The 14,878-nt window shown below is 58.8% G+C and carries 11 protein-coding genes; 8 read left to right on the top strand and 3 right to left on the bottom strand.

Features of this window, described 5'->3' with window-relative positions; genetic code table 11:
- Positions 1-23: 23 nt before the first annotated feature.
- The gene (locus ACZ48V_RS06225) at positions 24-1,490 is read right to left on the bottom strand and encodes an SLC13 family permease (protein ID WP_464542632.1); all 1,467 of its coding nucleotides are present in this window, start codon (positions 1,488-1,490) and stop codon (positions 24-26) included.
- 314 nt (positions 1,491-1,804) lie between these two features.
- Here ACZ48V_RS06225 and ACZ48V_RS06220 point away from each other — a divergent pair, with 314 nt between their 5' ends.
- From ACZ48V_RS06220 to uvrA, 3 genes are all read left to right on the top strand, one after another.
- A complete protein-coding gene (locus ACZ48V_RS06220) occupies positions 1,805-3,523 on the top strand; it encodes an amidase (protein ID WP_464542630.1) in 1,719 nt (572 codons plus the stop codon).
- 230 nt (positions 3,524-3,753) lie between these two features.
- Positions 3,754-4,347 (top strand): hypothetical protein, encoded by a 594-nt coding sequence (locus ACZ48V_RS06215; protein ID WP_464542628.1) that lies wholly within the window; start codon positions 3,754-3,756, stop codon positions 4,345-4,347.
- 226 nt (positions 4,348-4,573) lie between these two features.
- A complete protein-coding gene (gene uvrA / locus ACZ48V_RS06210; protein ID WP_464542626.1) occupies positions 4,574-7,546 on the top strand; it encodes an excinuclease ABC subunit UvrA in 2,973 nt (990 codons plus the stop codon).
- A 351-nt stretch (positions 7,547-7,897) separates the two neighbouring features.
- Here uvrA and ACZ48V_RS06205 read toward each other — a convergent pair whose 3' ends face one another.
- Entirely contained in the window at positions 7,898-8,560 is a 663-nt protein-coding gene (locus ACZ48V_RS06205) for a fumarylacetoacetate hydrolase family protein (protein WP_464542624.1), read from the bottom strand.
- Between the two features lie 127 nt (positions 8,561-8,687).
- Between ACZ48V_RS06205 and rplU the strand changes: the two genes are divergently transcribed.
- The 4 genes from rplU (at position 8,688) to ACZ48V_RS06185 (ending at position 11,143) form a co-directional block, all read left to right on the top strand.
- The gene (gene rplU / locus ACZ48V_RS06200; RefSeq protein WP_464542622.1) at positions 8,688-9,008 is read left to right on the top strand and encodes a 50S ribosomal protein L21; all 321 of its coding nucleotides are present in this window, start codon (positions 8,688-8,690) and stop codon (positions 9,006-9,008) included.
- Positions 9,009-9,083: 75 nt separating this feature from the next.
- Complete coding sequence (rpmA, locus tag ACZ48V_RS06195; RefSeq protein ID WP_098062765.1) at positions 9,084-9,344, top strand: 50S ribosomal protein L27; 261 nt, start codon at positions 9,084-9,086, stop codon at positions 9,342-9,344.
- A gap of 616 nt (positions 9,345-9,960) precedes the next feature.
- Positions 9,961-10,461 carry an HNH endonuclease gene (locus ACZ48V_RS06190; protein WP_464542620.1) on the top strand — a complete coding sequence of 167 codons (501 nt, stop codon included), beginning with the start codon at positions 9,961-9,963 and terminating at the stop codon, positions 10,459-10,461.
- A 157-nt stretch (positions 10,462-10,618) separates the two neighbouring features.
- The gene (locus ACZ48V_RS06185; protein WP_464542618.1) at positions 10,619-11,143 is read left to right on the top strand and encodes a hypothetical protein; all 525 of its coding nucleotides are present in this window, start codon (positions 10,619-10,621) and stop codon (positions 11,141-11,143) included.
- Between the two features lie 157 nt (positions 11,144-11,300).
- On the opposite strand, the gene ACZ48V_RS06180 is transcribed toward ACZ48V_RS06185, so the two are convergent.
- Positions 11,301-11,843: a hypothetical protein gene (locus tag ACZ48V_RS06180; protein WP_464542616.1), complete on the bottom strand. Its 543-nt coding sequence runs from the start codon at positions 11,841-11,843 to the stop codon at positions 11,301-11,303.
- A gap of 558 nt (positions 11,844-12,401) precedes the next feature.
- Between ACZ48V_RS06180 and ACZ48V_RS06175 the strand changes: the two genes are divergently transcribed.
- A complete protein-coding gene (locus ACZ48V_RS06175; RefSeq protein ID WP_464542614.1) occupies positions 12,402-14,480 on the top strand; it encodes a M3 family metallopeptidase in 2,079 nt (692 codons plus the stop codon).
- Positions 14,481-14,878: the final 398 nt, after the last annotated feature.

Here is a 14,878-nt window from a genome sequence, read left to right as displayed (position 1 = left end):
TTGACAGGCTCTGGATTAGCATGTTAGGCAAGCAGAGGCCAGTAGACCAAAAGCATGACAAGGAATACGCCAAACGCCGCCAGCATCGCCCCAAACCCGGCCTTCACGAAGTCGGCAGCCGAGAGATATCCAGATGCGTAGATAATGGCATTTCCAGGGGTTGACACAATAAGCATAAATCCAAACGAGGACGCAAGTGCTGTAGTGAGTCCGATGATCAGTGGCGAGAACGCAGCCTGCGCGCCGATCTCCAGCACAACCGGGCCCATCACACTTGCAGTAGCTCCGGCGCTCATAGCCGAGGTCATGCCGGTAACCAAAAACGAAATCAGGACAATCAGAATGTTACCGTCTTCGATGCCTGCATCGTAGACAACACTGAGGAACGAGTCGGCAACCCATGCGGCAGCACCTGTCTCGGCTGTATATCCTCCCAGCGAAATGGCTCCGATGTAGATCATGAGCACCCCCCAGTCCACATCGCTCTGGTAGTCGCGCCACTCTACCACACCAAGGACAAGCAGCATGGCCGCTGCACCTACAGCGATAACGCCAATGCCGTAAAGATCCCCAACGACGAGCCAGAGTACAATCGTGATGCCAAACACGCCAAGCACGATCATCTGGTCAATTCCGAATGGCCGCTCACGTACCTCCATGCGTAGTGACTCTACAGCGGTGCGCATGTCTTTGACTTCGGGCGGAAAGATAACAGGCAGCAGCACCGTGAGTACCCCTACCATAACGACCGTATACGGTAGCATGTAGAGCGTCCATGTCGCGAATCCAATATCGACATCGGCAAGCTGCTGCATGTAGTCCATCATGATCACATTCCGTGCGCCTCCTGCAGGCGTATACGGACTGCCCACGATGGCGCCAAATCCTACAGCAAAGATAAGGAGCTTTGTCAGGTTGGTGATGGGGCCGTCGTGTGTATCACGCACGATGCCAATGATGCCAAGTACAGGCGCGAGCATGAGCGCAGCGGCTGCATCTGACATAAAACCCGCCAGCAGCGCGCTCACGGCGATAATACCAAATACTACAGCGTACACGCTCGCCCCGACACGCGTCAGGATATACAACGCGATGATCTTATCGAGTCCACGACTGGAAAGCGCAGCCACCAGCATGAGCGTGCCCATGAGAAACAGCAACGCGTTGCTCATCATCCAACTGGTTACCAGCTCCGTCCCGATGCCTCCCACAACGACCTGGTAGACGGGAATGAGTAAGCCAATAGCCGGCAGCGGAACAGCCTCCGTTGCAAACATGATGCAGACCGCCCCAAGCAGTGCTACCGCGCGCTGCCCCGACGCTCCTAACGCTTCAGGCGTCGGCATAAGCATAAGTCCGCCCCATACCAACAGCGATATGACCAGGCCGATAAGCTTCGTTCGGGCTTCTTTATCAGTGCCCAGAGCCCCCCAGAACCACGTTACGCGATCGCGCATCTGCGTAATGAACTGGGATAAGAAAAGTGGCATACACAGGACACCTATAGGAAGAACGTGATGAAGGATGCAGACAGAGGTCGACAGAAGGCTGCGTGTAGTCAACCCTGCAACCTAAGGTACCACGGACTGACATGTTTCTTTTTTTGAGGACTGCATGGGGATGCGTAAGCCCCACCACTCATCTCTTTTGGCTGCATACTTGCCCGCATAGTGGATATTCACTGCGCTGTATGCTACGTTACTTCGTGCTTTGATGCCGGTTACCAGCTACCCGGCTTGTATCCGGCACGTATCCAGCACGCGACCGCCCCACCCGTTACCTCCTCAGATGCTCCACACGACCTATGGACCGCCGCCAGTTTCTTGAATCGTGCTCTGCGCTTGGCCTGACCGGACTCATGCCGGGCGTGCTCTACACGCAGGTTGCCTCGCGCCGCCGCGATGACGAGCAGATCGAAATCACTGCTGAAGACATTGAGGCGGCTGAGCGCCTCATGGGCCTCTCCTTCACCGAAGACGACCGCGAGATGCTGGTCGATGAGCTAAACGGACAGCTGCAGCAGTACCAGGCGATGCGTGAGCACACCCTGCCCAACGGATCTCACCCGGCTGAGGTGTTCAATCCACAGCTGAGCGGCGCCGCGGTCCCCGAAGGCAACGCCGCCCCAACCTGGCAGTGGCCCGAAGCGCCCGTCCCCGACACCGACAAGGATCTGGCTTTTGCCTCGGTGGCTCAGCTGTCGGTGTGGCTGCGCAACCGCGACGTCCGCTCCATCCAGCTCACCGAGCTCTACCTCGACCGCCTGCGCCGGCTGAACGAGACGCTCAACTGCGTCATCACGTTCACCGAAGAGCGCGCCCTCGACGCAGCAGCCCGCGCCGATGCCGAACTTGACGCCGGCGAGTGGCGCGGTCCGCTCCACGGCATCCCTTACGGCGCCAAAGACCTCTTTGCCGTGGAAGGTTATCCCACCACCTGGGGCGCAACCCCATACCAGAACCAGACCATCGACGACACCGCTGCCGTCATTGAACGGCTCGATGAGGCCGGTGCCGTGCTTCTGGCCAAGCTCTCGCTGGGCGCACTGGCCTGGGGCGACGTGTGGTTCGATGCGACGACCATGTCGCCCTGGAACCCGAACCAGGGCAGCAGCGGCTCGTCGGCCGGATCGGGCGCGGCGGTGGCTGCGGGCGCGGTCCCGTTTGCACTCGGCACCGAGACCCTTGGCTCCATCGTGTCGCCCTCTACCCGGAACGGCGTGACCGGCCATCGGCCTTCGTTCGGTACCGTTAGCCGCTACGGCGCTATGGTGCTGTCATGGTCGATGGACAAAGCCGGTCCTATGGCGCGCTCGGCATACGACTGCGCCCTTGTCTACGACGTCTTGCGCGGTTCGGATGCACGCGACCCTGGCATGGTAGATGCCCCGTTTCCGTTCGATGCCGAGCAGCCGCTCGCTGACCTGCGTGTTGGTATCTACGAGGATGCGTTCGAAGGCGACTACCAGAATGCCGAAGCCGACCAGGCTGTGCTCGACGCGCTCCGTGCGCAGGGCGCAGACCTGCATCCCATCAGCCTACCCACTAATTATCCACTGGGCGCGCTGCTAAATACGCTCGGCGTTGAAGCCGCCAGCAACTTCGACGAGCTTACCCGAAGCGGCGAGGACGCAACGATGGTCCGCCAGACAACCGACGCCTGGCCGCATGTCTTTCGTGCTGCTCGCTTCACGCCGGCGGTGGAGCACATCCAGGCCTCGCGCCTGCGCCGCGAACTGATGGTTGCCACCCGCGAAGCGCTTGAGAGCGTCGACGTGTTCATCAGCCCCTCGTTTCGTGGGGGTACACTACAGATCACCAACCTGACCGGGCATCCGTGCGTCTGCCTGCCTAACGCGTTTCATCCGGTGGAAGACGACGAGGGGCGCGCGCATCCCGACCACCGCAGTCCGGCGAGCATCACCGTGCTCGGACGCCTCTACCACGACGCCGAAACGCTACGCGTGGCTCATGCTATCCAGCAGGCAACCGACTGGCATACGCAGCGTCCGCCTGTGCGATAGCACCTGTGGCCCAAAAGTGGCCAGTCATTCTGCTTGGCGGATCGGAGATATAAAGAACGGATCAACGTGTCCGCCTACCCACCTTTCGTTCCGCACGTAGGAATAGAGTAGAACCAAGAAGATTTGCACGCTTCCCAGAAAGCCACGATCAACACGACGACCACGGTTCTTTATGGGCCTCTTCTGCACGTCGCGTGTGCTCGGCAAATTTCTCTACTAATCTATTCCATATGATGCGTATAACCAGTAGAATCCTGACTACCTTTTCCCTTTTTGCCCTCCTTTTTGCATTCGCCGCGTGTAACAGCGTAGATGACAACGGTGAGGATGGCACAGACGGTTTCGTTCTCGATGTCGGGAGCTTTGAAGCGACCGCTAATGACAGCGGAGAAACCCTCGACCTTTCAGGAGGCGCAGCGTTCGGACTCAAACCCTCTCCGAGTGGCGGGGAAGAATTTGTACTGTACATGCTGGATGGCGAACGTCCGCCCGAAGATGAGCGGTCTGAAACCAACCGGTCGTGGACGACCATTGACATTGAGGGCCGGGAGGGCGTCGTTCCTGAAGAAGGCAATTACGACTTTGAAGAAGGCGGGACCGTTCCGTATTACCAGAACTCCATGAACAGCTATGAGCTGGGCCGATTCATTGGCGGCGGACCCGGCACGTTTACGATCACAAACGCCAGCGAGGATGTACTCGAAGGCACATTTAGTTTCGAAGACCCTCATGGAGGGGACACACGCGTGGAAAACGGCTCTTTCACCGCAGAGCGTGTGGACGATATCGCAACGGTACGCTGCCGGCCTGACTGCGACGAGTAGCACCACATCCGGTCGCCGTACTGCGGCATTGCTTCTCTGCAGGGCAAACGAAGTAAACCTGACAGGTCTCGGAGACCTGTCAGGTTTTTTTGTTCGGTCTCATGCCCGCCATCCGCAACACCTGCGTTACGTGTAGGGGTACGGGCGTCTATGCAGAAACGCGCTGCCAGGGGGCGGGTGTAATGCGGATGTGCATTTGCTGCTCCGCATCCCCCCCCGAACCCCTATGCCCCAACATATTACGATCCGCGGCGCCCGCGAAAACAACCTGCAAAGCGTCGACGTCGACATCCCGCGCAACCAGCTCGTGGTCGTGACGGGCCTGTCCGGATCGGGCAAGTCCAGCCTTGCGTTCAACACGATCTACGCGGAAGGCCAGCGCCGCTACATGGAGAGCCTGAGCGCCTATGCGCGCCAGTTCCTGGAGATGATGGAGCGCCCCGACGTGGATCACATCGATGGACTCTCACCAGTCATTTCCATCGAGCAGAAAACCGTGGGCGGCAATCCGCGCTCTACCGTGGGCACCGTCACCGAGGTGTACGACTTCCTGCGCCTGCTCTACGCCCGCGCCGCCACGGCCTACTCGCATGAGACGGGCAACAAGATGCGCAAGCAGAGCGATGACGAGATCATTGACGGCATCCTGGGCTTCCCCGAAGGCACGCGCCTCATGATCCTGGCACCCGTCGTAAAAGGGCGTAAGGGCCACTACCGGGAGCTCTTCGAGCAGACGGCCAGCCAGGGCTTCGAACGCTTCCGTATTGACGGCAAGTTGCGCACCTACGAGGAGGGCATGAAACTGGAGCGCTACGAAACACACGACATCGAAGTGGTGGTAGACCGCCTCGTCGTCAAAGACGGCATTCGTCCGCGTGTAGGACAAAGCGTGCAAACGGCGCTCGACATGGGCGGCGGTACGCTCATCGCGCATGTGGTTGACGTTCAGGGGGATGCGGAGGCCGATGTAAAGGCGGGCGATCATCTCTTTAGCCGCCACCTGGTGGACCCAGAGACCGGCCTCTCCTACGACGAGCCGTCGCCGAATCTCTTCTCGTTTAACACCCCCTACGGCGCCTGCCAAAACTGCGATGGACTCGGCGTAACCAGCGAGCTCGATGCCGACCTGATGATCCCCGATCCCTCAAAAACCATTGCTGAGGGCGGACTCGTACCGCTTGGCAAACCCCGCGACATCTGGATCTTCAGTCAGCTGGAGGCAGTGGCCGAGGCGTACGACTTCGACTTCGACACCCCCATCGAAGACCTCTCTGAGGAGCAGCGCGATGTAATTCTGCACGGTGCAGGCGAGGAGCAGTTCGACATTAAGTACAGCTACAAAGGCCGTGCGGTTAACTATACGCACCGCTATGGCGGGCTCCTGGACCATGTGCAGCATGCTTACGACAACACCGACTCGTCGAAGAAACGGCGCTGGGCCGAGTCGTTCATGCGTGAGACAACCTGTCCGACCTGCGGCGGGGCGCGCCTCAACAAGATTGCGCGCTCGTATCGTATCGGTGAGCACACGATTGGCGATCTGGCAAACATGGATCTGGAGCGCCTGCGTCAGGTGGTGGATACGCTCTCGTTCGATAGCGAGCGGCAGCGCACGATTGCTCATCCCATCATTAAAGAGGTACGCGAGCGACTCGACTTCTTGGTGAACGTGGGCGTGGGCTACCTCACACTCGACCGGACCGCACGCTCCCTCAGTGGCGGCGAGAGCCAGCGCATCCGCCTGGCTACACAGGTGGGTACGCAGCTTACGGGCGTGCTCTACGTGCTCGACGAGCCCTCAATTGGACTGCATCCGCGCGACAACGAGCGGCTCATCCGGTCGCTGCAGGCGCTGCGCGACCTGGGCAACTCGGTGCTCGTAGTGGAGCACGACCGCGAGATGATCGAGGCGGCCGACTATGTGGTCGATCTGGGCCCCGGTGCCGGCGAGAAAGGCGGCCACCTCGTGGCAGAGGGCCCACCCGAGACGCTCACCCACATGAGCGAAAACGGAACGGCCACCAATGGCACATCTGGATCCAACGACGTGGTCGTGAACGGCGAGTACACCGGCAGCGTGACCGCGGCGTATCTGCGCGGCGACCGGGTGATTGGCGTGCCGGGCGAGCGACGCACGGGCTCGGGCGATGCGATTACGCTACGGGGCGCGACCGGTCACAACCTGAAGGGCGATCCGCTGCGTATCCCGCTGGGTACCTTTACGTGCATCACCGGCGTGTCGGGGTCCGGCAAGTCCACACTTATCAACCAGACGTTGTATCCGATCCTGTCGCGCTATCATCACAACGCGAAGACGGTGCCGCTGTCGTACGAGAGCATTGAGGGCATCGACCACATCGACAAGGTCATCGAGATCGACCAGAAGCCGATCGGGCGCACGCCGCGTTCGAATCCGGCCACCTACACGAAGCTGATGGACTACCTGCGCGATCTCTTTCAGCAGCTGCCCGAGGCAGAAATTCGGGGTTATGGCAAGAGCCGGTTCTCGTTCAACACGAAAGGGGGCCGCTGTAAGAAGTGCGGCGGCACGGGTACGGTGACCCTGGAGATGAACTTTCTGCCCGACGTAAAGGTGACGTGCGACGAGTGTAACGGTCAGCGCTATAACGAAGAAACGCTGGAGGTGCGCTACAAAGAGCACTCCATTGCCGACGTGCTGGACCTGACTGTAACCGAGGCACTCGATCTGTTCGAGAACCTGCCACGCATCCAACGCAAGCTGCGTACACTGGAAGCGGTGGGCCTTGGTTACATCCGGCTGGGGCAGCAGTCCACCACACTCAGTGGCGGCGAGGCGCAGCGCGTGAAGCTCTCGAAAGAGCTCTCGCGTCCGGGTACGGGCGACACGCTCTATATCTTAGACGAGCCCACGACGGGCATGCACTTCGAGGACATCCGTCACCTCTTGAACGTGCTGCGTGCGCTGGTGGGCAACGGCAACACAGTGGTCGTCATTGAGCACAACATGGACGTGGTGAAGCAGGCCGACCACGTCATCGATCTGGGGCCGGAAGGCGGTCAGCGCGGCGGCGAGATTGTATTCGAAGGGCCGCCCGAGGAGCTAGCTCAGGCGAATACGCACACGGCGCGCTATGTTGCGGAAGAGCTCGACCGCGCCGAGCGCGAAGACGCGGTGGTGATGGATCTAAACGCATTTGTAGAGGAGGGAGTGGCGTAGAGCGCGCCTTCTTCTCTCTCCCGTTGTCACCCTCTTGTCATCCCGAGCGCATACCGACAGGAGTCGGCATGCAGCCGAGGGATCTCAGGATGACTTTGGTGTGGAAGTCGGGGCGGGGCAATGCGGAATAAGCGATGCGACAGCGTTTTGCCGCTCTGCTTCCGGTTTCGTGCAGATCCAGGCAAGGCCCTAAACGGCCGCGTCACGAGGCGGAGCCTTACGACGAGGATACAAGTACGTTTTTGGAATCCAACGGTCTCTCGTCGAATTTGCAAAAGGCGCTACGCCGGGTAGAGATCTACCCGCTCCCCTGGAGAGGGGAGCTGTCGCGAAGCGACTGAGGGGTGGACCTTACCGCTCTTCCTTCTCCACACGTACCGAGAGACCAGGGCCAGCAGAAAATGTCGCTTCCACTACATCGCCCGGCTCCACCGGGCCCACGCCTTCGGGTGTGCCGGTATAGAGCAGATCGCCGGGCTCCAGCGTAAAGACGGAGGAGCAGTACGCAATCAGCTCCGCCACCGAGAAGATCATATGCTTGGTAGAGCCCTGCTGACGCGTCTCGCTGTTGACCGACACGCCAAGGGTGAGCTGCTGCGGGTCGGCAACCTCAGAGGCCGGCACGATGGCTCCGAGCGGCGCGAACGTGTCGAATCCCTTCGCCACCGACCACGGATGCCGCCGCTCCTTGGCACCTGCCTGGATGTCGCGCGCCGTCATGTCGAGTCCGACCGCGTAGCCCGCCACGTGGTCGAGCGCGTCTTCGGCAGCGATGTGCTTGCCGCCGGTGCCAATCACCGCCACGAGTTCGACTTCGTGATGCACCTCCAACGACGCCTGCGGGATACGCACCGCGTCGCCTGTTCGGATGAGCGCTGTCGACGGTTTTAGGAAGACCATGGGCTGGTCAGGCACGTCGCTTTTCATCTCAGCGGCGTGCTTCGCATAGTTGCGCCCGATGCAGAGCAGCTTACCGGGCGTGAGCTGGCGGCCGTTTGGAAGGGTCAGTTTCATAAGAAACACGAATCGTAATAGGAGAAAATAGCGAAACTTTGCGCGAGGGCATCCGTGGGCAGAGTCTGAACAAAATTATTCACTCTCGCGGTGGTACTCAATCCAGCGCTCCAAAGCAGAGATCCCTATGTACGCTATTGTTGACGTTAAAGACAAACAATTCAAGGTGCGTGAAAACGACACCGTCTACGTGCCGTATCATTCCGACGCGGAGGCCGATGACACGCTCACGATCGACCGCGTGCTGCTGCTTTCAAACGGAGACGGCGAAACGACCGTTGGTACCCCCACGGTAGACGGCGCTTCGGTTGAGGCGCGTGTGCTTGAGCACGTGAAAGGCGACAAGGTTATCGTCTTCAAGAAGAAACGACGCAAGCGGTACCGCGTAAAAAGAGGACACCGCCAGCAGTACACCAAAATTCAGATTGAAACGGTTCACTCCGCATAGGCGCTTGCTGCAGGAGATTTCCTGCACGCTTGAGTGCCCCAGCATTCGCTTGTAGCACAGACGAAAGAGGTAGGTATGGCTCATAAGAAAGGAATGGGTTCGACCAAAAACGGTCGCGACTCCAACCCCAAATATCTCGGCGTAAAAACATACGGTGGCGAATTCGTGAAAGCGGGTAGCATCATCGTGCGCCAGCGTGGCACGAAATTCCACCCTGGCAAGAACGTAGGCCGTGGTGGCGACGATACTCTCTTTGCCAAGGAAACGGGCACGGTACAGTTTGCTCGTAGCCGCGGCAACCGCCGTTATGTGCACATTGTGCCTGAAGAGGCATAGCTTACAAATGCACAGCAGCATAAGCATGTGCTGTGTGCATAAATATACGGCCCCCAACTTTGAAAGCGTCTCCTGGTTAGCCAGGAGACGCTTTTTCTTTGTGCATGCTATTCTTTGCGCACGTATGCGTCCGATCAGGCTGCTGCCGTGGCACACGCCAATGTTTGGGGACAGAAACGGGAGTTTTCATGCTCTGCTTCATCAGGTTGCCTGGAACGCTCTTCCGAGGAGTTGATGTCCTGTGCAAACTTCCGTCGTCGCGTGGCGCATCGCAGGCCTCCCTTCCAGCTCCCTTCCATCTGTCGTCTTTTGCCTGTCTGCAGACACACGCTCTACATACTGGTCCAGATCGACTTGGCGGATTTCTGAGGTTCAAGATGCAACGTAGTAATTTATTTTGCCCCCCTGAAGGCCATGTAGCGGCATTAGGGAAACAAACCATGAAGGCTACAATACGCAGTATTGTGTGTATTATGCATCGCCTACTGTCCTTTATACGTGTCAAAAATGCCGGTCTTCCGGCGAGGGTTGTACTCTTCCGTATTCAGCATTCTCGCTTGCATCCTATTGGTATATCAACAAACACGCTTCTCTGTGAAGCGGGGGGCATGTCGCAATGAACGGACATGTACTCGTTTTGAATCAGGACTACAGTGCTCTTACCGTGTGCAGCGTGCAGCGTGCAATCGTGCTCATGCACCTGCAGAAGGTCCACCTGGTCGAGGCAATAGATGGCAAGGCCGTACGGTCGCCCAGTACGCGAATGCCTTACCCAAGCATCGTACGCCTGAAGGCGTATGCACGCATTCCGTACAAGAAGGTCATGCTCTCTCGCAAGAACGTACTTAAACGCGACCACCACACCTGCCAGTACTGCGGATCGCGTGACCGCCTGACCATCGACCACATTCTGCCCAAGTCACGAGGTGGACGCGACACGTGGGAGAACCTGGTCGCTGCGTGTGTCACCTGCAATAACCGCAAGGGGGATATGACCCCGGAAGAAGCGGGGATGGAGCTGAACCGTACACCGTTCCGCCCGAGCTACGTGATGTTTATTCGCGACTTTGTGGGTAATCTCGACGACACCTGGAAGCCTTATCTCTTTCTGGCGTAGCATTCGTTTACGAGTGCCGCAGGTGCCCAATGCAAATGCAATCTCCGTCTATTTTGACGGATGCTTTGCACCCTGAGCCCCTTGCCTGCGCATCCCGCTACCGCCTACGGTGTACATTAAGGTAGCTTCTTAGATCTGCTCCTACGCCCTGCTTGTTATGTCCTCTTCCTCATCAGCTTCTCTATGGATCACTCGTGCTGCGTGGGCCATTCCTGTACTTCTGCTTGGGCTGACTGCCCACCAGGTGTGGTCGGGATTGGAGCTGCGTAGCACTCTGGATTCCGGCATCGACGCCGAAGCCGAGGTGACGGAGGTGTTCTCGACCGATCGCGTTGACGTCACATACGACTACGTGAGCTTGCGCGTTACGCTCGACGATGGGACTGTCATTACCCGTGAACGCATGTCACTTCCCCATTCGCTTATCGGGGTCGTCGAAAACCGCGAAACGCTCAACGTGCGGGTGCAGCCTGGGGCCAGTCAGGAGATCGTCATTACCGAACTGGCCAGCACCCAGTGGCGCATCGCTATCCTAAACGCAGGTATGAGCTTTGTCCTTGGCATTCTCGTTGCGGGTGGACTCTGGTGGTGGCGACGTACGCTGATCAATGAAGGCGACCCGGCTGACCGTGGGGTCGACGCCCCCGATCCTGATCACCCAGCACGCCAGCTCTCTCGGTAGCGAAGGCTGCATATGCAGGCGACACGTAAACAGAAGCATAGATAAAAAGACACCAGAGGGACACAAACGCAGGCTGCCCGCCCCAGCTATATAGCCGGGGTGGGCAGCCTTTTCTGTAACGGTCTGGTGCAGCTGTTTGTCAGCCCGTTGGCTATTGCTACGATGAACGATACATCGCGTACAGGATCGCCAGCGGCATCGCATACACAAGGTGTCCGATAAGGCTCATGATCGTGGGTGCCCCAATGTTCGGGAAAGGCGGCGCCATCGGGAAGCCCACCGCCTGCAGCCAGAGCGGCATTGCGAGCACAGCAAGGATGAGCGTCGTAACCACGCCCCAGATAAGCCCGTGCGTAATCGCTCCTGATAGCGTGCGGGCATCCATCCAGTTACGGACCGCAGGCAACTCCACGTAGGCTACATACGCCAGTCCGAGCGTTACGCCATGGAACTGGTGGAAGAACCACCCGGCCAGCGGCGCCGGGTTGTCGGGCGTAGCGGCAATGCCGTACATATTGGGGATTACCACTTCGAGCAAGGGAGGCGGCATGATAAAGGCCATCATAAGCCCAAACCCCATACTGCCAATGAACCCGCCCAGCGCGCCACGCCACCAGTCCCATGGACCAATGGCACGTTCCGTTTTTGTTGATCCAGTAGTCGATGCAGTCGTTTCAGGGGATACAGTTTGCGTAGCCATAACGAATGTACGTAGTTTAATAAGAAGTATACTGCCGGATAAATGCTCATATAAACAGGTGCAGAGCAATCACAACCTGTCCATAAGGCATCTCTATGTATGCTCATCCAAGGAAGCGTTACAGCACCCGATAGGCAGATCAGAAACGCTAATATGATGTCACCTCAGGATCCCCCTTCGATTTTCTACCACCAGGATCCGGTCCAAAACGTAGAACCGACAATCCAATACTGCACGATAGGATCTTGATACCCCGGCCAGCAGCATACCGTGTGGATCTGACACACACTACTTGGCGTAGGGTAAGGGATATTGCTACAGCAGTTGTACTTACAACCACATGTGTTCAGTTTTCTCTATTACTCGTTCTTGTTGCTATAGCTACTGCTGCACGTTCAGCGACTACGCAGCGCACCCTGTGGCCGTGTATACACACGCTCTCTCCCTAATCCAAACAGACCTATGAACCTGAGATGCCTGCCGATCTGGGTTTTGATCGGCTTTCTCCTGATCGGAACTTCCTACTCTTCAGAAGCGCAATCCAGCGCCCCCAACGCGATGCTTGACGCAACCAACCCGTTCTACGAACCCAGCACGCTTCCTTTTGAGGCGCCTGACTTCGATGCCATCTCCAATGCAGACTACAGACCGGCGATGGAAGCCGGTATGGAGCAGCAGATGGAAGAAGTGCAGGCCATTGCAGATAATCCGGAACCGCCCACCTTCGAGAACACGATTGTCGCGCTGGAGCGGTCGGGCGCGCTCCTCACGCGGGTGCAGCGGGTATTCTACAACATGACCTCGGCGCACACCAACGACGAAATCCAGCAGATCCAGTCCGCGATGGCGCCGCGCCTGGCCGAGCATTCCGATAACATTCGGCTGAACGCTGCGCTCTTCGAGCGCGTGCAGACGCTGTATGAGCAGCAAGATGATCTCGACTTGGACGAGGCGTCTGCGAAGCTGTTACGAGACGAGTACCGCGATTTCGTGCGTGCCGGTGCGCTGCTCAATAGCGATCAGCAGCAGCGCATCCGGGAGATCAATGCGGAGCTTTCGTCGCTCAGCACAGAGTTTCAGGAGAAGCTCCTTGCGATGACGCCTGAGCGCGCCGTGCTCGTTGAGCATGAAGCCGAACTGGAGGGGCTGAGCGTCGACCGTATTGCCGCTGCCAGTGAGGCCGCTGAGGAGCGTGGTCATGACGGGCAGTACCTGCTCTCCATCACCAACACCACACGGGTGCCGGTGCTCACCAGTCTGAAGAACCGCGACGTTCGCCAGCGGGTGTGGGAAGCGTCAGCGCACCGTGGCATCGGGCAGGACGGAGGCATCGACACGCGCCCGCTGGTCCAGCGCATGGCAGCGCTTCGTGCCGAGCGGGCACAGCTGCTTGGCTACGACACCTTCGCGCACTTCGCCCTGGAGCCCCAGACCGCCGAACGTCCGGAGAACGCGCTCGACATGCTCACCGACCTGATTCCCGCCGTGCGAGCCAATACCGAACGCGAAGCGGCCATGATTCAAGAACAGATGCGGGCAGATGGCGTCGACGGTGACGTGCAGCCCTGGGACTGGGAGTACTACGCTGAACGCGTACGCGAAGCCGAGTACGACATCGACGACCAGGAGGTGCGTCCGTATTTTGAGCTTAACCGGGTGCTGGAGGACGGCGTCTTCTACACCATGAACCGGCTCTACGGCATCTCCTTCGAGGAGCGCTTCGACCTGCCGGTGTATCACGACGACGTGCGTGTATTTGACGTTATCGACCACGACGGCGAGCAACTGGGTCTGTTCTACGCCGACTACTTCGCGCGCGACTCCAAGCGCGGCGGCGCCTGGATGAGCTCGTTTGTCGGGCAGTCGCACTTGCTCGACAAGAAGCCGGTGGTCGTCAACGTGCTGAATATTCCCAAACCAGCGGAGGGCGAGCCCGCGCTTATCAGCTTCGACAACGTGACCACGCTCTTTCATGAGATGGGGCACGGCGTGCATGGACTGTTCTCCGACACGCGGTATCCCTCGCAAGCGATGACGTCGGTGCCGCGCGACTTTGTGGAGTTCCCATCGACGTTTGAGGAGGACTGGGCCATCCACCCCGAGGTGCTGGCGAACTACGCCATCCATCACGAAACAGGCGAGCGTATCCCAGAGGAGCTACTCAACCGCATCATCGCGGCCCGTGACTTCAACCAGGGCTTCGAAACGCAGGAGTACCTCGCGGCCACCATGCTCGACATGGAATGGCATACACTGACACCTGACGCTGTCCCCGAAGACGTGCTCGCGTTTGAGCAAGAGGCGCTGGCCAAGTACGGGCTGGACTACGCGGCGGTACCGCCGCGCTATAAGTCGCCCTACTTCGCGCATATCTTCTCCGGCGGCTACTCGGCCAATTATTACGCCTACATCTGGAGTGAAGTGTTAGCCGCTGATGCCTTTGCCTACATGACGGATCAGGGCGGACTGACTCGCGAGAACGGCGATCATTACCGGGATACGATCCTCTCGCGTGGAGGCAGCTGGGAGGCGATGGACCTCTATCTGGACTTCCGTGGCCAGGAGCCAGCGGTAGAGCCGCTGCTGCGCCGCCGCGGGTTGAATGCAGAGGTCAACGCGGAGTCGGTAGAGCCGTAGTTTGGGAGAGATGCGTCTGGAATGAAAGGGGCGCGGCTCCTCCCACACCGCAGGGTCATCCTGACTCCCATAGGCGGAAGGATTGCAACGCCGCCCTTCATGCCGGGAGTGATCCCCTCTCTCAAAAGGATGTGATGAACGCCGTCTCCAGTTTCTTCCTCCCGATGACAAGGTGTGAAAGAGGGCTTTTCTATCTTATAAACCTGACAGGTCTCCGAGACCTGTCAGGTTTTTTTAAAGTTAGAAGCCGGATTCTTGACCTCTGCATGCCCACAGGCTGTGCTCTATACAACGTTCTGGATCCCGGATCGGCGGCGCAGGGCGCCTTGTCCGGGATGACTTGATGGGGGATGCGTCTGGGGTGACTTGATCGGAGGACGCACCCTCCGGGATGACTT

The sequence above is a fragment of the Longimonas haloalkaliphila genome (genome assembly GCF_055379825.1).
Note: the sequence above shows the minus strand (reverse complement) of the source record. Positions and strands in the feature narration are given on the sequence as shown.